This window comes from Candidatus Accumulibacter sp. ACC003 (genome assembly GCF_907163085.1).
Taxonomy (GTDB): Bacteria; Pseudomonadota; Gammaproteobacteria; order Burkholderiales; family Rhodocyclaceae; genus Accumulibacter.
This window is the reverse complement of sequence record NZ_CAJQTX010000011.1, coordinates 149,067-167,560: the sequence shown is the minus strand read 5'-3', so window position 1 is coordinate 167,560 and position 18,494 is coordinate 149,067. Positions and strand designations below refer to the sequence as shown.

The 18,494-nt window shown below is 64.7% G+C and carries 18 protein-coding genes; 5 read left to right on the top strand and 13 right to left on the bottom strand.

Features of this window, described 5'->3' with window-relative positions; all coding sequences use genetic code 11:
- Positions 1-5 precede the first annotated feature (5 nt).
- From QZ656_RS22645 to QZ656_RS22625, 5 genes are all read right to left on the bottom strand, one after another.
- Positions 6-1,760, bottom strand: coding sequence for an ABC transporter transmembrane domain-containing protein (locus tag QZ656_RS22645; RefSeq protein ID WP_291995506.1), 1,755 nt, complete (start codon positions 1,758-1,760; stop codon positions 6-8).
- An 83-nt stretch (positions 1,761-1,843) separates the two neighbouring features.
- Positions 1,844-2,239, bottom strand: coding sequence for an MAPEG family protein (locus QZ656_RS22640; RefSeq protein WP_291995505.1), 396 nt, complete (start codon positions 2,237-2,239; stop codon positions 1,844-1,846).
- An 82-nt stretch (positions 2,240-2,321) separates the two neighbouring features.
- Positions 2,322-3,095 (bottom strand): BPSS1780 family membrane protein, encoded by a 774-nt coding sequence (locus QZ656_RS22635; RefSeq protein WP_291995504.1) that lies wholly within the window; start codon positions 3,093-3,095, stop codon positions 2,322-2,324.
- Between the two features lie 180 nt (positions 3,096-3,275).
- Positions 3,276-4,958 (bottom strand): NAD-binding protein, encoded by a 1,683-nt coding sequence (locus QZ656_RS22630; RefSeq protein WP_291995503.1) that lies wholly within the window; start codon positions 4,956-4,958, stop codon positions 3,276-3,278.
- A 153-nt stretch (positions 4,959-5,111) separates the two neighbouring features.
- On the bottom strand, positions 5,112-5,474 hold the full coding sequence (locus tag QZ656_RS22625) for a hypothetical protein (protein WP_291995502.1): 363 nt from the start codon (positions 5,472-5,474) through the stop codon (positions 5,112-5,114).
- 53 nt (positions 5,475-5,527) lie between these two features.
- Between QZ656_RS22625 and QZ656_RS22620 the strand changes: the two genes are divergently transcribed.
- The 5 genes from QZ656_RS22620 (at position 5,528) to QZ656_RS22600 (ending at position 9,823) form a co-directional block, all read left to right on the top strand.
- On the top strand, positions 5,528-6,601 hold the full coding sequence (locus tag QZ656_RS22620) for a Druantia anti-phage system protein DruA (protein WP_291991588.1): 1,074 nt from the start codon (positions 5,528-5,530) through the stop codon (positions 6,599-6,601).
- A complete protein-coding gene (locus QZ656_RS22615) occupies positions 6,565-7,314 on the top strand; it encodes an ISAs1 family transposase (RefSeq protein WP_291991589.1) in 750 nt (249 codons plus the stop codon). Before QZ656_RS22620 ends, QZ656_RS22615 begins: the two co-directional genes overlap by 37 nt.
- A gap of 93 nt (positions 7,315-7,407) precedes the next feature.
- A complete protein-coding gene (locus QZ656_RS22610) occupies positions 7,408-9,111 on the top strand; it encodes a DUF1538 domain-containing protein (RefSeq protein ID WP_291995501.1) in 1,704 nt (567 codons plus the stop codon).
- Positions 9,108-9,491: a P-II family nitrogen regulator gene (locus QZ656_RS22605; RefSeq protein ID WP_291995500.1), complete on the top strand. Its 384-nt coding sequence runs from the start codon at positions 9,108-9,110 to the stop codon at positions 9,489-9,491. Before QZ656_RS22610 ends, QZ656_RS22605 begins: the two co-directional genes overlap by 4 nt.
- Positions 9,488-9,823 carry a hypothetical protein gene (locus QZ656_RS22600; protein WP_291995499.1) on the top strand — a complete coding sequence of 112 codons (336 nt, stop codon included), beginning with the start codon at positions 9,488-9,490 and terminating at the stop codon, positions 9,821-9,823. Before QZ656_RS22605 ends, QZ656_RS22600 begins: the two co-directional genes overlap by 4 nt.
- A gap of 112 nt (positions 9,824-9,935) precedes the next feature.
- Here QZ656_RS22600 and QZ656_RS22595 read toward each other — a convergent pair whose 3' ends face one another.
- The 8 genes from QZ656_RS22595 to QZ656_RS22560 all read right to left on the bottom strand — a co-directional run bounded on the left by QZ656_RS22595 (position 9,936) and on the right by QZ656_RS22560 (position 18,414).
- Positions 9,936-10,556, bottom strand: coding sequence for a glutathione S-transferase family protein (locus QZ656_RS22595; RefSeq protein WP_291995498.1), 621 nt, complete (start codon positions 10,554-10,556; stop codon positions 9,936-9,938).
- A gap of 96 nt (positions 10,557-10,652) precedes the next feature.
- Positions 10,653-14,054 carry an EAL domain-containing protein gene (locus QZ656_RS22590; protein ID WP_291995497.1) on the bottom strand — a complete coding sequence of 1,134 codons (3,402 nt, stop codon included), beginning with the start codon at positions 14,052-14,054 and terminating at the stop codon, positions 10,653-10,655.
- On the bottom strand, positions 14,051-14,506 hold the full coding sequence (locus QZ656_RS22585; protein WP_291995496.1) for a response regulator: 456 nt from the start codon (positions 14,504-14,506) through the stop codon (positions 14,051-14,053). Before QZ656_RS22585 ends, QZ656_RS22590 begins: the two co-directional genes overlap by 4 nt.
- Positions 14,472-15,953 (bottom strand): ATP-binding protein, encoded by a 1,482-nt coding sequence (locus QZ656_RS22580; RefSeq protein WP_291995495.1) that lies wholly within the window; start codon positions 15,951-15,953, stop codon positions 14,472-14,474. Before QZ656_RS22580 ends, QZ656_RS22585 begins: the two co-directional genes overlap by 35 nt.
- 14 nt (positions 15,954-15,967) lie before the next feature.
- Positions 15,968-17,035, bottom strand: a complete 1,068-nt coding sequence (locus tag QZ656_RS22575; RefSeq protein ID WP_291995494.1) for an NrtA/SsuA/CpmA family ABC transporter substrate-binding protein — start codon at positions 17,033-17,035, stop codon at positions 15,968-15,970.
- A 429-nt stretch (positions 17,036-17,464) separates the two neighbouring features.
- A complete protein-coding gene (locus tag QZ656_RS22570) occupies positions 17,465-17,917 on the bottom strand; it encodes a helix-turn-helix domain-containing protein (protein WP_291995493.1) in 453 nt (150 codons plus the stop codon).
- Between the two features lies 1 nt (position 17,918).
- Positions 17,919-18,236, bottom strand: coding sequence for a DUF4258 domain-containing protein (locus tag QZ656_RS22565; protein WP_291995492.1), 318 nt, complete (start codon positions 18,234-18,236; stop codon positions 17,919-17,921).
- A gap of 46 nt (positions 18,237-18,282) precedes the next feature.
- Positions 18,283-18,414: a hypothetical protein gene (locus tag QZ656_RS22560; protein ID WP_291995491.1), complete on the bottom strand. Its 132-nt coding sequence runs from the start codon at positions 18,412-18,414 to the stop codon at positions 18,283-18,285.
- Between the last annotated feature and the right edge of the window lie 80 nt (positions 18,415-18,494).

Genomic DNA, 18,494 nt, shown 5'->3' with positions numbered 1-18,494 from the left:
AACTCTCACAAACTGAACTGCAGCGCCGCCAGGCGCGCGTACAAGCCGCCGCGCTCGACGAGTTGCAGGTGCGTCCCGGCGTCGAGCAGCTGCCCGTGTTCGAGGACGATGATCCGGTCGGCGCGCTGCACGGTCGCCAGGCGGTGGGCGATGACGATCGTCGTGCGGCCGCGCATCGCCGCTTGCAGCGCCGCCTGCACGACGCGTTCGCTCTCCGCGTCGAGGCTGCTGGTCGCTTCGTCGAGCAACAGCAAGGGGGCATCCTTCAGGATCGCCCGCGCGATGGCGATCCGCTGCCGCTGGCCGCCGGACAGACGAACGCCGCGCTCGCCGACCAGCGTGGCGTAGCCCTCGGGAAGGCGCTGGACGAATTCATCGACGAAGGCGGCCGTCGCCGCGGCCCGCGTTTCCTGATCGCTGGCGCCGGGTCGGCCGTAGCGGATGTTGTCGGCAATGCTGCCCGAGAAGATCACCGCTTCCTGCGGTACCACCGCGATGCGCGCGCGCAGTTCGGCCAGGCGCGGCTGACGCAGGTCGACGCCATCGATCCGGATGGCGCCGTCGCTGACGTCGTAGAAACGCTGCAGCAACTGGAAAACGGTCGTCTTGCCGGCGCCCGACGGCCCGACCAGAGCGACCGTCTGGCCGGCGTCGATCGTCAGGTCGAGGCCCTGCAGCACGGCCTGTTCGGGGCGCGCCGGGTAGGCGAAAGCGACCTTCTCGAAAAGCACGCGCAGACCGCCGGTCGGCAGCGGCAACACGACCGGCTGCGCCGGTTCCTCGATCGGCGAGCGCGAGCTCAGCAGTTCGAGCAGCCGCTCGGTCGCCCCCGCCGCGCGTAACAAGTCGCCCCAGACCTCGGCCAGCACCGCGACGCTGCCGGCGACGAGCATCACGTACAGCGCCGTCTGGCTCAATTGGCCAGCGCTCATCTCGCCGAGCAGCACCGCCTGCACACCACCGTACAGACCGTATAGCAGCGACCCGAAGACACCGATGATGACGAAGGCGGTAAACGCCGAACGCGTGCCGCTGCGCCGAATCGACGTGGCGAAGGCTTCTTCGTTGGCGACCGAGAAGCGTGCCGCTTCGCCGTCCTCGTGCGTATAGCTCTGGACGATCGGGATGGCGTTGAGGATCTCGCCGGCGATGCCGCTGGTGTCGGCCAGGCGGTCCTGGCTGGCGCGCGACAGCTTGCGCACGCGGCGGCCGATAAGCACCGCCGGCAGGACGAACAGGACGATGATCCCGGCGACGCTGAGCATCAGCCGCGGCGTCGTGCTCACCAGCATCGTCAGGCCGCCGGCGAACAGGACCATGTTGCGCAGACCCATGCTGACGCTCGAACCGACCGCACTCTGGATCACCGTGGTGTCGGTGGTCAGGCGCGACAACACCTCGCCGGTTTTCAGGGTCTCGAAGAATTGCGGGCTCTGCCGCAGGACGTGTGCGTACACCGCCTGCCGCAGGTCGGTGGTCACCCGCTCGCCGATCCAGCTGACCATGTAGAAGCGCGCTGCGGTCGCCACGCCGAGGACAACAGCGACCGCGAAGAGCAGCAGGAAGTGTTCGCCAATCGAGCGCATGCGTTCGTCGAGTTCGCTGCCGGGCGGCATCGCCAGGCCGCCGTCTACCAGCAGTTTGACGGCGTAGGGGAGCGTCAGCGTCGCCGACGCGGCGACCAGCAAGAGCAACAAGGCCAGGGCGACCTGCCGGCCGTACGGCGCCACGTAAGGCAACAGCGCCCGCAAGGGCCGCAACTTGCCCGCCGCCGCACGCCGCGACGCGACCCCGCCCTGGCCGTCGGCAAGCGCCGCCGACGGCTCGCCGGCTGCCGGCGAGTTCAGACGAGCAGCCCGCGCAGAACGCCCCAGGCGCCACCCAGCCCGAGCGCCGCAAAGCACAGCATCGAAACGCCGAAGCCGCCGCTACGCGCTTTCGGATCGCGCGCGTAAGCCAGCGCGTACCAGATCCGCGCCGCCAACCAGCCGCCGCCGAAAATGGTCGCCCACAGGCTTGAAAGGGTGAGGGCGAAGACCCACAGCACCGGCAGAAAGGCGACGGTGTTTTCGAGGGTATTCATCTGGATCCGGTAGGCGATCTCGAACTGTGGGTGACCCGTTGTCGCCGGCGCCTGGATACCCAGTTTGATGCGGCAGCGGCCGACGTAGGCGGCGCAAGCGAAAAGCAGCAGCGAGCTGGCCAGCGTCAGCAGGGCGGGTCCAGGGTAGGCATTCATTGTCGCGATCCGAAAATTGGGTCAACACTCGGGCCAGGGAAGGCGTGCCCCTGGCGCCCGTAGCCGGCCGCCGTTGCGCCGCTCATGGCTCGAAGAAGACGTCCCGATAGAAAGCGTACAGCGACGCATAGAGCACCGGCAGCAAGACCAGCCAGCCGAGCAGCAGCGGCAAGCTGGCAAACACCGCGGCGAGCAGAACCAGCAGGCCATACAGGCAGAACGGGGCAAAGTTGCGCCAGGCAACCAAGAAACTGGTCTTGATCGCCTGCACCGCCGACAGGCGGTGAAAAACAAGCAGCGGCGGCGCCAGCCAGATGGCCATGGCCATCGGGACGAAGAGCAGCAGCGTCGTTAGAAAACCCAGCGACAGCAGCGGCACGGAAGCCGCCTCGTAGCCCGAGCCGGCGATCCAGGCGATCAGCGCTCCGACGACGCCGACGACCGTCGCCAACACCAGCATCGCCACAAAATACAGCAGCCCGAGCAGCAGCAGGCCACCCGGATTGCTCTTGAAGCCGGCGAACAGGTGCGCAAAGCGGATCTCCTCGCCGTCGTCGATCGCCTGGCAGCCGATGCTGATGCCGCCAATGAACACCGGCACCAGCAGGTTCCCCAGAAGATTGACGATCGGGATGGGAATCGCGCTGACCGCCAGCATCAAGGCCATGAAGGTCACGGCGATGCCCATCCAGGTCAGCGGCGCCATGCGGAAAATCGTCCAGCCTCGGAGCAACCACCGGTAACCATGGCCGACCGGCACGCAGCGCCCGTCGGCAAGGAAGTTGCCGATGCGCTTCGTGGGCTGCTCGTCGACCGACGGCAGACTTGGTTCCTGGGGGTCTAGTTCACTAGTCATAGCTACCTCATCCGCTCCGAAGCATCGCAAAAGCGCGCCGCCGCGACCTCATTCGAGCGGTCGCCGGCGACGCGCCGCACACTATAACGCGCCAGCGCGCTGTCAGGCCCACCGAGGCTTGATATTGGCGTGCGGTCAAGTGGCCGCAGCGGTGCCAGGCTGGCATCCGCTCGACCTTGATCATGCCGCCGGCGGTGCTGGCGGTGCTGGCGGTGCTGGCCGTTCAGCCGGCTTGGCTCGGTATTCGCGCATGTACTTGTCCAGGCTGGCGGTCGTACCGCAGACGAACAGGACGTCATCGGCGAGCACCTTGAATGCCTGGTCGAACTCGACGAAGACCTCGGCGCCACGTTCGACGGCGACCACCGCCGTCGCCGTTTTCTCCCGGATACCCACCTGCCAGGGGTGCCCGCCGACCAGCGTGCCCGGCGCCACGCGGGCCAGCTTCAAGCGTTGTTCGACGGTCACCGCGTCCTCGCCAAGCAGGTGGTGCGCGAGGATCTGGCCGGCGACCTGGCCTACCGACAGTGCGAAATCGGCCCCTGCCTGGTACAGGCGGGCCACGTTCGGTGCCAGATTGACGCGCGCAATCAGGCGCACCTCGGGGGCAAAATCGCGCATCACGGCGGTCGCAAATACCCCGGCGCTATCGTTGCTGAGCGCCAGGACGACAGCGCTGGCTTCACGCACCCGGGCACGTTCCAGGGTGGCGTGCTCGAGAACGTTGCCGACGACGTCGACGGCCGGGTCCGGGCTAATGTCGATGACGATCGTCGTCTCGCCGGCGTCATGTAACATTTCCACCACCTTGCGGCCGACCGCGCCATAGCCGGCGACGACGATCGGACCGTGGCGGCGCAAGGGCGTCGCCATACGCTCGACCCGGGCCAGATTGGCGTGCGCTCCCGCCGCGACCAGAATCGCTCCGGCGGCGATCAGTGTGTCGGGGCCTTCGGCCGGTGCGAAGCGGCCACCGTTCCATTGACCGATCACGGTCACCCCGTAGCGCGCGCGCATCCGCAGATTGCCGAGACGCTTGTTGGCCAGCGGGCTGCTGGCCTGCACCCGGAAGTCGGCGATGCCGATCCGTTCGCCGAGCAGTTGCACGCCTTCGACCTTGGGGCTGATGCGCGCGCTGGCGCGCGCCGCCAGCGCCGCGCCGAGCACGTGCGAAGGCGTAAAAACGGCGGTGGCGCCGATCTTCTCCATCGGCGGACGGTGCAGCGGGTCCTCGGCCAGGGCCAGGATCGTTCCCTGATAGCCGCGTTCTCTGGCCATCATGATGAAGGTCGCGTCGGCGTGGTCGTCGGCATTGGTAATCAGCGCCTGCGCCGTCTCGACGCCGGCCAGTATCCCGGGTTGCTCGTCGAGCGAGCCGAAGATCACGTTGTAGCCACGATCGCGCAGGCGGCGCGCCTGGCGTTCGTCCTGCTCCAGGATGACGAAGGGCGTGCCGACCCGACGCAACTCGTCGACCAGCGAATCGACCGCCGCGCCGTAGCGATGGATGAGCACCCGCCCGGCCATCTCCGGCAGCGTTCCGGGTAGGCGCGCCTCGAAGCGTTCCTCGAAGAAAGGCAGAAAGAACACCGGGAAGATCAACACATAGAAAGACATCCCGACCAGCTCGAAGAAGATCACGAACAGGATCATTCCCGGATGCGTCCAGTGCGAGTCGTGTCCGTAGCCGGTCGTCGTCAGGGTCTCGGCGGCCCACTCAATGCTCGACCAGAAGTCGCGCGGTGCCTGCTCCAGATTCGCCATGCCGACCATGTAAAGCAACCCACCGACCAGGATCACCAGCGGAATGCTGGCGATCAGAACGAAAAGGCGTCTTGTCGAACGCTTGAAATAGCCAGCCACGTCGCATCTCCGGCAATGGTGGGGGGCGGCGAAAAGTCACTGCCGCACAGGAAGGCCTTGTCGGCGCCACCGCAAGTAGCCTGTTTCTCGACAATAGAGGCCATCTAGGGGGCAACGCCAGGGGCGAGAGTATCGGCGCCCTGACAGGAGTCGTCAATCGCCAATTCTGCCCATGACGAAAGCGAAATCCAGGTCTTTTTTTACCGCCCGCACGCCGTACCCCTTGGCAGCGTCGAAAACACTCACCACGTCGCCGCCAGGCAGATCGAACGGCGGCCAGCCGTGCTCCGCAAAAACCGCCAAGCGGCGAGCGGAGTGGCAGTGACTGCCGCGCGTCCGGAGCACGGCAAAGTGCGAACCGTGACCGGCAGCAAATGCATCCACGCCTCGGCAAAAATCATCGAGTCGTCCACCGTCGCGATCACCGCCAGGATCGACCGGGGCCTGGCTTCGACCGGCGAGACGAAGGCGGGTGCAGGGTGGATTTGTCCTCTCAGGCAACGCACGGGCAATCAAGCAGTTAGTTCTTCCCCCTGGACATCTGCGCCGGAAGTCCGTATAAATGGCGCATGGAAAGCGTTCTTGGTGCATTGCGTGTTCGCTTGGTGGGCAAGAGCGAAGAGGCTCGCTATCGGGAGTTGATGGCAGAGCATCACTACCTGGGCGACCTGGCGAAGATCGGGCACACGCTTTGGTACGTGGCCACCTACGGCGAAAAGTGGACGGCCCTGCTGAGTTTCTCTGCGGCGGCCTGGAAATGCGGCGTTCGTGACCGCTGGATCGGCTGGGACTATCGGCATCAGTACGATCGCTTGGGCCTGGTCGCCAACAACAGTCGCTTTCTGATCCTTCCCGATTGGCATTACCCCAATCTCGGCTCCAAGGTGCTCTCGCTGTGCGAGCGACGGGTCGCCGAGGATTGGCAGGCGCATTTCGGGAAGCCGCTGTTACTGCTGGAGACCTTTGTGGACCCCTCGCGCTTCCAGGGGACCGTCTATCGCGCCGCGAACTGGACGCCTCTGGGGCTGACGCAAGGCTTTCGCCGCACCCGAGAAGGCTACAGCGCCCACCCGACGTCGCCCAAAGTTGTCTTTGTTCGCCCCTTGCAGGCGGACGCTCGCGGCCAACTTTCCCGCTCGATACTCAACCCCCGCTATCGCACAGGAGCGCCCAGGATGATGCTCACCGCCGAACAGATGCGCACGCTTCCCGATTTCTTTGCCGGCATCGCCGACCCGCGGCGCGCGCAAGGAAGGCGTCACCCCCTTCCTGCCGTTCTGGCCATCGCCACGGCGGCGGTCTTGTGCGGAATGCGGGGCTACAAAGCCATCGCCGGGTGGGCCAAAGACCTCACACCGAAAGCACGCGAGCGTTTCCGCTGTCGTCGCGAGAAGGGCGTTTACCGCGTACCCAGCGAGTTCATCATTCGTGACGTCCTGATCCGTGTCGATCCCATGGCGCTCGATCAAGCGTGTCAGCAGTGGAACAAGGCCTATGCTCAAGACGACCCCAGTCTGGCGGTCGACGGCAAGACCATGCGCAATGCCCATGACGAGCACGGTCAGCAAGCACACATCATGAGCGTGGTCGGGCATCAGACCGGCGTGTGTCACACCCAAAAAAAGTCGGCACCTTGCCCGTAAATGGCGGGGACGAGCTCAAGCAGACCAATGAAATCGGGATGTTCATACCCCTGCTCGATGCGATCGATATTCAGGGCAAGGACATCACCGCCGACGCGCTACTGACACAGCGCAAGCTGGCGACCTACCTGGTGGAGCGCAAGGCGCACTATCACTTCACGGTCAAAGGCAATCAGCCAACACTGCAAGCCGATATCGCGCTCCTCTTCCAGGATCGGAAGGGGGCAGACTTCGTGGCGGTTTCGCCACCTGACCATGGTCGGATCGAGACTCGGCGTATTTGGTGCAGCAATGCCCTCAACGCCTATCTCGACTTCCCGTATGTCGGCCAGGTGTTCTTGATCGAGCGCGAAGTGCTGCACAAGAAGAGCGGCAAGCGGACGCACGAAATCGCTCTCGGGATCACCAGTCGCCCTCCAGAACAGGCCAGCCCACAGCAAATCCTCGCCATCAATCGCGGCCATTGGTCGATAGAGAACCGCTGTCACTACGTCATCGACTGGAACTACGACGAGGACCGTAGCCGTATTCGGACTGGTTACGGACCCGAGAACATGTCACGCCTGCGCCGCTTTGCCGTCGGAATCCTGCACCACTTCTCCGACGGCAAAACCAGCATTTCCGAAAAAATGCGCCACCTCAACCGCAACATCCGATTGGTCTTCGACTACCTGCGCATGACCAAAAATTCTACAGGCCACGTATCACCTTGATCCCGGCACGAGAACAAATTTACCGTGAAGGCGGGTGGCAGCGGCGAACGAGATTCATTCTTCTGTGTTAGATTTCCGCCAGGAGGAAAAACATTGGCAGAACGCAAGCTACGTTACGGCATCTTTCTCGGCGCCATCCAGCGCCATCGACGACAGATCAGTTTTGCCGCGCTGCTTGAAGCCGAGCGCCTGCAGCCCAAGCGTCCAGCGCTACGCGCCGTCGATCTGCACCGCTTGCTGACCCCCTACGTTTCGATCCGCTTCAGCGAGCAACTGCGCGCCGTCCTGCCGCTGGCGTTGTTGTTGATCGGCTTTCAGGCGCTCGCGCTGCGCACCTCGCTGCTCGACGCCGAATCGGTCGCGCTGGGCGTCCTGGCGGTGATCATCGGCCTGATGTTCTTCATGGAAGGCGTCAAGCTCGGCTTGATGCCATTCGCCGAAAACGTTGGTTTCCAGATGCCGGGCAAGACGCACCCGACGGTCCTGCTCGCTTTCAGCGTGCTGCTCGGCGCCGCGGCGACTTTTGCCGAACCTGCTCTGGGGGCACTGCAGGCGGCCGCCAGTTCCATTTCACCCGAGCGCTCACCGTGGCTGCGACAACTGCTCGGCCCCTATGTCCTGTGGCTGGTGCTGGCGGTCGCCGGCGGCGTCGGTCTGGCGGTCAGTGTCGGCATGTTGCGGACGATGTTCGGCTGGCGGCTGAAGACGATGGTGCTACTGATCGTGCCGCTGGCGCTCGGCCTGACCGCCTGGTGCGCGCAACAGCCCGAGCTGGCGCCGATTATCGGTCTGGCGTGGGACTGCGGCGCGGTCACGACGGGTCCGGTCACCGTGCCACTGGTGCTGGCAGTCGGCGTTGGCGTCGCCGCGTCGACGGGGCGTAGCGACAACCCGCTGTCGGGCTTCGGTATCGTCACGCTGGCGTCGATCTTCCCGATTCTCGCCGTCCTCGGCACGGCGATCCACCTGACCAGCCAGGGAGCCGGCGCGATGCTGCCGATCCTTCCACCCAGCACCACCGGCTGGTACGAAACGACGCCTTTTGCCGAGATTCTTGGCGCCTTTCGCGCCATCGTGCCGCTGGTCTTGCTGCTGGTACTCGTGCAGACCCAGCTGCTGGGCCAGAAGATCCGCCGTCGCAACATCTTCTTCTATGGCATCGGGATGGCCGTGGCAGGCATGGTACTGTTCAATCTGGGCCTCACCGCCGGCCTCGTGGCGCTCGGCGAGCAGGCCGGCAACAACGTGCCCTGGGCCTTCTCGCCACACCGGGAAACCGGCGCGCCGCCGCTCTATCCTTACGCCCTGGGGATCGCCATGACCCTGGCCTTCGCTTTTGCGATCGGCTTTGGCGCGACCGTCGCCGAGCCGGCGCTCAACGCCATGGGAATGACCGTCGAGAACCTTACCGACGGCGCCTTCCGCAAACGGATGCTGATCCATGCCGTCGCTACCGGCGTCGGGGTCGGCGCCGCGCTGGGAGTTGCCCGGATCCTCTTCGACCTGCCGCTATGGGTGCTGCTGCTGAGCGGCTATACGATCGCGCTGGTATTGACCATCGTCTCGCGTGAAGAGATCGTCAACCTGGCCTGGGACAGCGCGGGCGTAACCACCGGTCCGGTCACCGTGCCGCTCTTGCTGGCGCTCGGCATCGGCCTTGGCGAAGTCGTCGGCGCCGCCGAAGGCTTCGGCATTCTCGCCATGTGTTCGGTCGGCCCGATCATTTCGGTGCTCAGCACCGGCCTGTGGATCGACATGAAGACCCGCGGACGAAAAAGGAGGAGCAAGAAGCCATGAGCAAAACCAATGAACTAATCGTGCTGACCGACGTCATGCTGATCACCGTCGTCGTCCAGCGCGGCGTCGCCGACCTGGTCGTCCAGGTGGCTGTTGAAGCCGGCGCGCAGGGAGCGACGGTGTTCCATGCGCACGGTACCGGCGTCCGCCAGAAACACCTCGGCATCCTCGGCCTGACGGTCAACACCGAGAAGGAAATCATCTACATCGTGGTTCCGTCGGAGCAGGCCGACAGCATGTTCGAACGGATCTTCGTGTCGGCTAAAATGGACACCCCGGGGATGGGCATCCTGTGGATGAGCCGACTCGACAAGATGGCCACCTACGTGCCGCACGAAGTCGCTGCCCGCTTTGGCGTACACACCGAGCACCCCCGATGAGCGTCCTGGCGCACATCGGTTACGGCGTCGAAAAGAAACTTATCACGGCGATTGTCATCAGTGGCTACGGCTTGAAGCTGACGAAACTCCTCGAAAACGCAGCAGGTGTCCTTTCGGTCTCGCATCACCACGCGCGTGGCACGGGTCGCCGGCAACCCGGAGCGCTGCGCTGGCGGGAATGCGACGTGGTGATGGTACTGGTCGAAGCCCCCCAGTCCGACGAGGTCTTTGCGCAGGTTTTCAAGGCCGGCGAGATCGGCGAACCGCAGCAGGGCGTGATCTTCATGGAAACGGTGTCTCGCGGCCACCCGATGATGCCTTTCGACGTCTGATCCGGTCCCCGCTAGCCGATCGCCCGGGGCGCGGCCCCCGGCGATCGACTGCCATTATCGGCGTTCGCTCTGCCTCAGGCTACGAGCGGAGCCCGCAGCCGGCGAGCTGGCGTCAGGCAACTTCCGCTTTCGCCCGCTCGTACCAGGCCTTGAGATTGACGCATTCCTCCGGTACCGACTCCTTCACCCAGGCCATGAAATCGACGGCGGCCAGCAGGTCGATATCCGCAAAAGTAAAATTATCGCCAGTGAGCCACGCGTGGCGCGCCAGATGAGCGTCGAGGTCAGGCAGCAAACAGTGCAGTTGCAAGCGTCCACGCTCGACCATTTCGGGAAGCTGCGGAACATCGTAGGGACCAGGCAGGGCGCGGTTACGGAAGGCCGCGGAGCTGTTCCTCAGCATGTCGGCGATGGGCATGACCATCGCCGCGAACAAGCGATGATCCCAGCTGATGACCTGCGCTTTTTCCAGAGCACTGCTGCCCAGCAGCGGTCGATCCGGGTAGAGCCCCTCCAGGTAGGTGCAAATACCGATCACTTCGCTGAGCACGGTACCGTCATCGAGTAGCAGAGCCGGTACCGTCAGCTCCGGGTTGATCGCCCGATACGCGTCGGTAAGTTGCTCGCCTTTCATCAGGTCCACCTGCTGCGTATCCAACACGATTCCCTTGTACTTCATGAACATGGCCAGGCGACGGGGGTTTGGGGCGCGATCGAAAGCGTACAGTTTCATGGGTCATCTCCGGTGGTGGGACTGCGGAATCAGTGATCAGCCCGAATCTTAGGGGCAAAAAAAATGCCGCGCCAGCCATCGCTGACGACTTACGCATCAGGCCCTGCCCTTCCGTGCTTCGTAATGAATAAAGGCCTCGCGAATGTGTTCGCGCAGCAGATCGTCATCCCAGGGTTTGGTCAGGAACTTGTAGATCGCCCCGCGATTGACGGCGTCGGTGACCGACTTCAGATCGGTATAGCCGCTCAGCACGATGCGAATGGTATCGGGGTGCATTTCCTTGACCCGGCCGAGAAATTCGGTGCCGTTCATTACCGGCATGCGCTGATCGGAGACGATCACCTGCACATCGTTCAGCGCCAGCAATTCCAGGCCCTCGGCGGCGCTCGCGGCGGTCAGGATATGATAGCCGTCGCGGCGTAACACGCGCCGCAGCGCCGCGACGATGCTGGGCTCGTCATCGACCAGCAACAAGCATCGCGCTTCGTCAACGCGCGCCGCGCCAAGCGCCAATGAACGGCCGGCGCGCAGCAGCGCGGCAAACTCCTCGGCGGGCAGCGGACGGCTGAAGTAATAGCCCTGCATCTCGTCGCAGCGATGCCGGCGCAGATAATTGAGCTGCGCCTCGGTTTCCACGCCTTCGGCGACGACGTGGCGCCGCAGGCTGTGGGCCAGGGAAATGATCGCTACCGCGATGGCCGCGTCGTCCGGGTCGGTGGTGATATCGCGGACGAAGGATTGATCGATCTTCAAGGTATCGATAGGGAAGCGTTTCAGACAGTTGAGACTGGAATAGCCGGTGCCGAAATCATCCAGCGACAAGCGCACGCCAATTTGCTTCAGTTCGCGCAGGGTGGCCACGGTCCGCTCGGGATCCTGCATCACCGCGCTTTCAGTCACTTCCAGTTCCAGGCAGCGCGCCTTGACGTCACTCGAACGCAAGGCCTCAGTCACCACCTGCGCCAATTTTTCCTGCATGAACTGGCGCGCCGACAGGTTCACCGCCACGCTGATCTCGGCCAGGCCTTCGTTCTGCCAGGCCTTGAGCTGCTCGCAGGCGGTCGTGATCACCCATTCGCCGATCGCCACAATCAGCCCGGTTTCCTCGGCCAGGGGAATGAAGTCGGCCGGCGAGACCATCCCGAGCACCGGATGGCGCCAGCGAATCAAGGCCTCGGCGCCCACCACCTGGCCGCGCTGCAGTTCCACTTTGGGTTGATAGAACAGCAGCAGCTCGTCGCGCTCCAGCGCACGGCGCAGACCCGCTTCGAGTTCGAGGCGCTGCAGCGTGCGCGAATTCATTTCCGGCGTGTAGAACTGGAAGCTGTTACGCCCGAGATCCTTGGCCCGGTACATCGCCCCGTCGGCGTTCTTCAGCAGGATCTCCATCTGCTCGCCGTCCCTGGGCGAGACCGCGATGCCGACGCTGGCGGTCGCCACCACGTCGTGCCCGCCAACGGTGATGTCCTTGGCGATCGCATCGAGCACCTTGCGCGCCAGCGGCGCGATGTCGTTCTCGCTGGCGACGTCGCCCATCACGACCACGAACTCGTCGCCGCCCAGACGGGCAACCGTATCGCCGGCGCGGACGCAGGCCGTCAGGCGCTGCGCGACGACTTGCAGCAGGGCATCGCCGGTGCCATGGCCGAGGCTGTCGTTGATCACCTTGAAGCGGTCCAGGTCCAGCAACATCACGGCCACCAGGCGCCCGGCGCGACGGGCATGCGTCAGCGCCTGCTGCAGGCGGTCGGCCAGCAGGTTGCGGTTTGCCAGGTCGGTCAGCGGATCGTAGTAGGCGAGATAGTCGAGGCGCTTCTGCTTGTCGAGAAAATCGATCGCGAAGCCGATGTTGCCGGCCAGCTCGCTCAGCAGCCTCATCTCTTCGGCATGGAAGAAATCGATTTCGCTGGCGTACAGCACGAGCGCACCCAGTGTCTTCTCGGCGACCAGCAGCGGCACGATGGCCATCGAGCGGGCACCCGATGCGGCGTACGCCTCGCGCAAAAAAGCCGCCGGGGTGTTCTGCAGATCGTTGGCCACAATCGCCCTGCTGTCCTCGATCACCCGCGCACTCAAGGACACCGGCCCCTGCTCACGCGCCGCAGTGAGGCCTTTGACAGCACTCAGAAGATTCTCGTCTCTGCTCGCCTCGCCAAGCGTAAGCAGTTCGCTTACGCCGGGATCGACGACCAGCATCAAACTCATGTGAAAGCCGCCTTGCTCGACCGCGATCTGGCACGCTCGCATGGTCAGCTCGCCACGGTCGCGTACGTGCACGATCAGCGTATTGATGCCGCTGAGCACGGCATAGACGCGGTTGAGGTAGGCGATTCTGTCGGCCGCTTTCTTGCGTGCGGTGATGTCGCGAGCGACGCCCAGCACACCGATCAGCGCGCCATCGGCGGCATACACCGGCGTCTTGATGGTTTCAAACAAGCCCCGGTAACTGTCGTCGGCGAAGGTCAGCCATTCCTCGTTCATGCTCGGCTTGCCCGCCGCCATCGCCTTGCGGTCGTGGCTTCGGAAGAAGTCAGCCTGCGCGCGGTCCAGGAAGTCGTAGTCGGTCTTGCCGACGATGTCCGCTTCGCTGGCGCCAAAAAAACGCTGGAAACTGGCATTGCAGGTCAGATAAACGCCTGCCGCATCCTTCAGCCAGATCAGGTCGGGAATGGCTTGCAGCACCGCATGCAGGTGCGCCTGCCGCTCGGCCAGCTTCACCATCAAGGCCTTACGCTCGCTGATGTCGCGGGTCACGCCGAGCAGCAGGGGAGCTTCGCCGTCGCCAGCGGGCAGCGGCGTGGCGTGCGTTTCCAGCCAGCGTCGGCCGCCCTTGAGGCCGATCACCTCGAACTCCAAAATGCCGCTGGCACCGCCCATGACCCGCCGATGCAGCGCGGTGAATGCCGCGCAGTGCTCGGGCACGAGGAAATCGAGCAGCGCTTTCGACCATACCTCGGGCAGCGAATCGGCCTCCAGCATGGCCAGGCCGGCGGCATTCATTTCCAGGATCCTGCCGTCCTGGCTGACGATCTTGATGCACTCGGGCTCGGTGTCGATGATCGTCCGCAAGCGCTGTTCGCTCTGCACCAGTTGCTCCCGGGAGTGGCGATGGGCGGCACGCATTGCCGTCTCTTTCAGCTCACGCAGCAGCGCCGGCGCCAGCCGCGCCAGGTTCTCTTTCATCAGGTAGTCGTTGGCGCCGGCCTTCATCGCCGCGACGGCGGTTTCTTCGCCGATCTTGCCGGAAACGAGGATGAACGGGATGTCGAGGCCGCTGGCGCGAACGATCGTCAGCGCCTCCAGGCCCGTAAAGCTCGGCATCTTGAAATCGGCGATGACCGCGTCCCAGGGCTCCTGCGCCAGCGCGTCGTGCACTTCCACGGCGCTCTGCACGCGCCGCGAGAGCGGCTCGAAGCCACCCTGGCGCAGCGCGCGCAGGGTCAGCCTGGCGTCGTCCTCGGAGTCCTCGACCAGCAGGATCTTGATCGGCTGGTTCACGCTTGCAGGGGCTCCGGCGGCGCTTGATTGATCATCAACCAGTAGATGCCGAGGACCCGCGCCGCCTCCAGGAATTCGCTGAAGTTGACCGGCTTGCGCACGTAACTGTTGGCGCCCAGCGTATAGCTCTGAACCATGTCCTGCTCCTCTTTGGACGAGGTCAGCACGACCAGCGGGATCAGCCGCGTCAACTCTTCGGCACGAACCGCTTTGAGCACCGCCAGGCCGTCGAGCCTGGGCAGTTTCAGGTCGAGAAGAATCAGCGCCGGCAGCGCCTTGCCGCGGCGCCCGGCGTAGGCGCCGCGGGCAAACAGGTAGTCGAGCGCTTCGACACCGTCGCGGGCGACGACGATCGGGTTGGCGACGTTGTTGCGCTTGAATGCCCGCAGCGTCAGCTTGACGTCGTCGGGATTGTCTTCAACCAGCAGGATGGTCTTGTTCATCTGGTCCATTGTTCGCTTCCTTCAAATCGAAGAAGAAGGTGGCCCCTCGGCCTTGGGTCGACTCGGCCCAGACGCGCCCGTGGTGCCGGCGAATGATCCGCTGCACGATCGCCAGGCCGATGCCGCTACCGGGGAAATCGCTGGCGTGATGCAGGCGCTGGAAGGCGCCGAACAACTTGTCAGAGTACGCCATATCGAAGCCGACGCCGTTGTCGGCGACGAAATAGGTGTTTCTGGCGTCGCCCGGCAGCGCGCCGACGCGAATCAGCGGCCGCTCGCTGTGGGCGCTGAACTTGCAGGCATTCCGCAGCAGGTTGTCCAGAGCGATGCGCATCAGCGCCGGGTCGGCGGACAAGCGCAGGCCGGCTTCGATGACCCATGCCAGCGCGCGGTCGGAGTGCTCGCGGTCGATCTCGTCGGCGATGTCGCGCGCCATGGCGCTCAGATCGAGCGGCTTCACGGCAAGTTCGACGCGAGTCACGTGTGACAAGCGCAGCAGGTCGTCGATGATTGCGCCCATGCGCTGGCTGGCGCCACGTATGCGCTGCAGCGCGTCCTTGCCCTCTTCGTCGAGCTGTTCGCTGTAGTCCTCGAGCAACATCAGAGAAAAACCGTCCATGCTGCGCAGCGGTGCGCGCAGGTCGTGCGACACGGAATAGCTGAAGGCCTCCAGCTCCTCGTTCGACGCGATCAGCGCCCGGTTGCGGCGCGCCAGCTCCGCGTGCGCGTCGCGCAGCTTGCGCACCATGGCGTCGAAATTCCCCGCCAGGGCGCCGATCTCGTCGTCGCCGGCTAAGCCCAGCCGGTGCTCCCAGTTGCCGGCGGCGATTTCCTCCGTTGCCTGCTGCAGACTGACCACCGGCCCCAGGATGCTGCGCCGGATCAGCCAGGAGGTGCCAAGGGTAACCAGGGCAATCGACGTCAAGCCGATGCCGATAACGACCAGCACACGTTCCTGCGCCCTGTTGATGCGCTCGGTCGCCAGCTCGGTCAGGCGGAAGGCATCGTTGAGACTGTCCTGCTGAACGACCAGTAGCCGGCTGTCGAGCTGGAGTTCGAATCTTCGCCGCGATTCGTCGCTGACGGCCGCGCCGGCTTCAGCGACCGGCACCGCCGAAAGCGCCGTGAAGATGTTGCGCACCAGCACTCGGCTGGCGCGCAAGCGGCCGATGATTTCCCTTTGCGCGCTTCCCGAGTAGGTGCTGCTGGCGATCAGGCGATCGAGATGATCCGTAGCGGTGAACCACTGCACACGCGCACGCTCCAGGCGGTACTGGCGGTATTCGAAAGTCACCAACCGCACCTGCGTGAGCCCGAGAGAAATCTCGCTGGCTTGCTGGCGCTGACGGTTGGCGTCGCCCACTTCGAGGTAAGCCCAGCCGATAGCCAGCGCCAGCAGGCCGATCACCACCAGCGTGCTGCCGGTTGCCAACCTTTCCTTGAGCCGGATTTTCATCTGTCGGCCTGGCGCTAGTGCAGCACGCTCACGCGCTCGCGCCCTACCGCCAGCAGCGCGTCGAGATAGACGTTGGGAAGGAAATTGGGGACCGGAGCGCTGGCCACGTAGCCGCGCGCCATCGCCCAGCGCGCCTCGGCCTCGAAGGTGATCAGACTCGACTGCGCCAGCTCGACCCTGAAGTTCAGCGTGTTCCACAATGGCCGCAGGACCTTGGCGTCGCGCTGCAGCCACGCGGCGACGATGGCCAGCGACTCTTCCGGTTGCTCGCGCGTCAGCCGTTCGGCCTTGATCAAGGCGCGCAGCAGCTTCTCGATCGTGCCGCGATGGCCGCTGAGAAAGCCCGTGCCGGCGACGATCACGACACTTTGCGCATACACTCCGGGGTCTGTGAGGGTCAGCGCCTGATCGCCCAGGACAAGCTGGGCGTCAAGCACAAACGGCTCCCAGGTGGCGACCGCGTCCACGGTTCCGCCGGCGAGCGCCGACGCCATTTGCGCGGGCAGCAGATCGACCAGGGTAAGCGAATCGGGCGCCAGCATGTTGCGGATCAGGAAGGCCCAGAGGAAGTACTCGCCGCTGGCGCCAAAGCTGACGCCGACCCTTTTGCCGGCCAGATCGGCCGCCGCGGCGATGCCTCGGTCGCGCCGTGCGACCAGCGCGTGACCGCCATCGATGTCGAGCAGATTTGCCGCGACCGAGAGCGCCTCGCCCTTCATCACCGCGATCACGAACGGCACCTCCGCGGCCAGCGCAAGCTCAGCCTCGCCGGCCAGCACGCGCTCGATGGCGACCTTGCCATGACTGACCGGAATGAGCGTCACCGCCAGCCCCTCCGCAGCGAAATATCCCTTTGCCGCGGCGATCGGAAAGAGGCTGCTTTGCGGCACCGTGGATAGCGCGATGCGCAGGTTTTCGACGGTCGCTGCCGGCGTCGGAGGCGAGGCTTTCCAGCCCAGGTAGCCGAGAGCGAGCAGCAGCGCCAGCAGAAGCACGCCAGCGCTGGCCTGGCGTAGTCGGCCTTGCAGAGCACCTGACATCTTCGCATCGCTCGCCAACACCTGCGGCCTCCCGGTGGACATGGAATGATTGCAGAGCCGATCACGCGTCAACGATCGCGGCAGGAGCACGGAACAAGCGCCCCACTCACCATTAAACCAATGCTGAGCGTTCGCCGGGCCAGTCTGCGCTTGTTTTAGGGTGCCGTACAGGCGCTAGCGTACGTACCCTGCAGGTGGGCTTTGCGCAGCCGCTAGCCGTAGGTATGACCCAGCGCGCACGCGACTGTTCGACGGCGCCAGCGAAAAGGCGGTCGGGCGAACTCCGGCGCTGGCCGACCCGTCGCCGCTATCGGGCGGCGCGGCCCTCTTCGGGTGCTCGCTACGCAGCGGGCAAACGTGCCGCGCAGGCCCGTCATCGCCGCCCCGTGGCGGTTTCAAGGGCCGGCCTTGCGGCGACCGACGCTCGCGTTGTCTTACTCTGCGGCTCGCCACAGGTACCGAAGGAAACGCTCAAACCGCCGGCCGCCAGCCGCTCGCGCTTTTTTCGAAGAGCTGCCGTCCGTCGTCTTTCTGGCGGTCGCTGTCACTCCACTGGGCGATCACCTCGACGACGCGCGTTGCGCCGTCCACCTGTTCGAGATACATCAGGCGCAGCATTCGCTCGGCAGCGACCGTCGGCCGACGCTTGCTACGTTCCCACGACGAAACGCTCTGCTCGTCTACCCCGAGACAGTCACCCAGGCGCTTCTGCGAAACGCCCATTTCGACCCGCAGAAAACGGATTTCGGCACCCGTCAAGCGTCTCTTGTAGTCGACCAGGTGATGACCGATGGCCCGGTGCAGCCCGTCGACGTCGTCGATCTCGAGGCAGCGGCCGAGCCCTTCCAGGTTCTGGTACTGAAAGCCGTTGGCCAGGCAGATATTCTTCAGACCGCAGTCGTCATACTTCAGAGAGTCGCCCATTTCAGCCCTCGACCAGCGTCGCCACGACCGACAGATCGCCGCCGTCGCCACTTTTGAAGACGACGCCGACGGTCAGCCGCGCGCCGGCATGGAACCAGCTGACGCTGCATCGCCAGTCACCGCGCGCATCGGCGTGCAGAGGTTCGCTGACGAGGCCGTGGCGCAGGGCTTCCAGCACCTGCCGGCGAGCGATATGGCGCTGTTTCAGGCGCGCTTCGGCCGACTCGCTGAACAGCAGCCGGCGCTGACCATTGCCAGTCTCCTTGACCCACTCCATGGCTTGCCTGGGGGTCGGTTTGCTGCAGAAAGTCGTGCTCATGGCAATCCAATGTAGTTGGCTGACGGCGACCATTCCGAACATCGGTTCAGGAAACGTTCGCCACCGCCTCGTGGCTCTCGTGGCGGCTGCCGCGAACGGCAAACGCCACCGCGACGCTGCTCGCTCGGGCCTCGGCGAAGCTCGTCGGCTTCTCGTGTTCGTCCCGGACGCTTATCATCAGCTATCGAACCAACACCCGGAGCAAGCCATGCACGCCTTACGGAGAGCTAGCAAGCGATCACTGCCAGGCCCTGAAAG

Excerpts from the sequence above, each read along its gene's own strand:
- QZ656_RS22595 (WP_291995498.1), bottom strand. The coding sequence starts at position 10,556 with ATGAAACTGTACGCTTTCGATCGCGCCCCAAACCCCCGTCGCCTGGCC.
- QZ656_RS22575 (WP_291995494.1), bottom strand. The coding sequence starts at position 17,035 with ATGTCCACCGGGAGGCCGCAGGTGTTGGCGAGCGATGCGAAGATGTCA.
- QZ656_RS22565 (WP_291995492.1), bottom strand. The coding sequence starts at position 18,236 with ATGAGCACGACTTTCTGCAGCAAACCGACCCCCAGGCAAGCCATGGAG.
- QZ656_RS22580 (WP_291995495.1), bottom strand. The coding sequence starts at position 15,953 with ATGAAAATCCGGCTCAAGGAAAGGTTGGCAACCGGCAGCACGCTGGTG.
- QZ656_RS22600 (WP_291995499.1), top strand. The coding sequence starts at position 9,488 with ATGAGCGTCCTGGCGCACATCGGTTACGGCGTCGAAAAGAAACTTATC.
- QZ656_RS22585 (WP_291995496.1), bottom strand. The coding sequence starts at position 14,506 with ATGGACCAGATGAACAAGACCATCCTGCTGGTTGAAGACAATCCCGAC.
- QZ656_RS22640 (WP_291995505.1), bottom strand. The coding sequence starts at position 2,239 with ATGAATGCCTACCCTGGACCCGCCCTGCTGACGCTGGCCAGCTCGCTG.
- QZ656_RS22570 (WP_291995493.1), bottom strand. The coding sequence starts at position 17,917 with ATGGGCGACTCTCTGAAGTATGACGACTGCGGTCTGAAGAATATCTGC.
- QZ656_RS22620 (WP_291991588.1), top strand. The coding sequence starts at position 5,528 with ATGGAAAGCGTTCTTGGTGCATTGCGTGTTCGCTTGGTGGGCAAGAGC.
- QZ656_RS22635 (WP_291995504.1), bottom strand. The coding sequence starts at position 3,095 with ATGACTAGTGAACTAGACCCCCAGGAACCAAGTCTGCCGTCGGTCGAC.
- QZ656_RS22560 (WP_291995491.1), bottom strand. The coding sequence starts at position 18,414 with ATGATAAGCGTCCGGGACGAACACGAGAAGCCGACGAGCTTCGCCGAG.
- QZ656_RS22605 (WP_291995500.1), top strand. The coding sequence starts at position 9,108 with ATGAGCAAAACCAATGAACTAATCGTGCTGACCGACGTCATGCTGATC.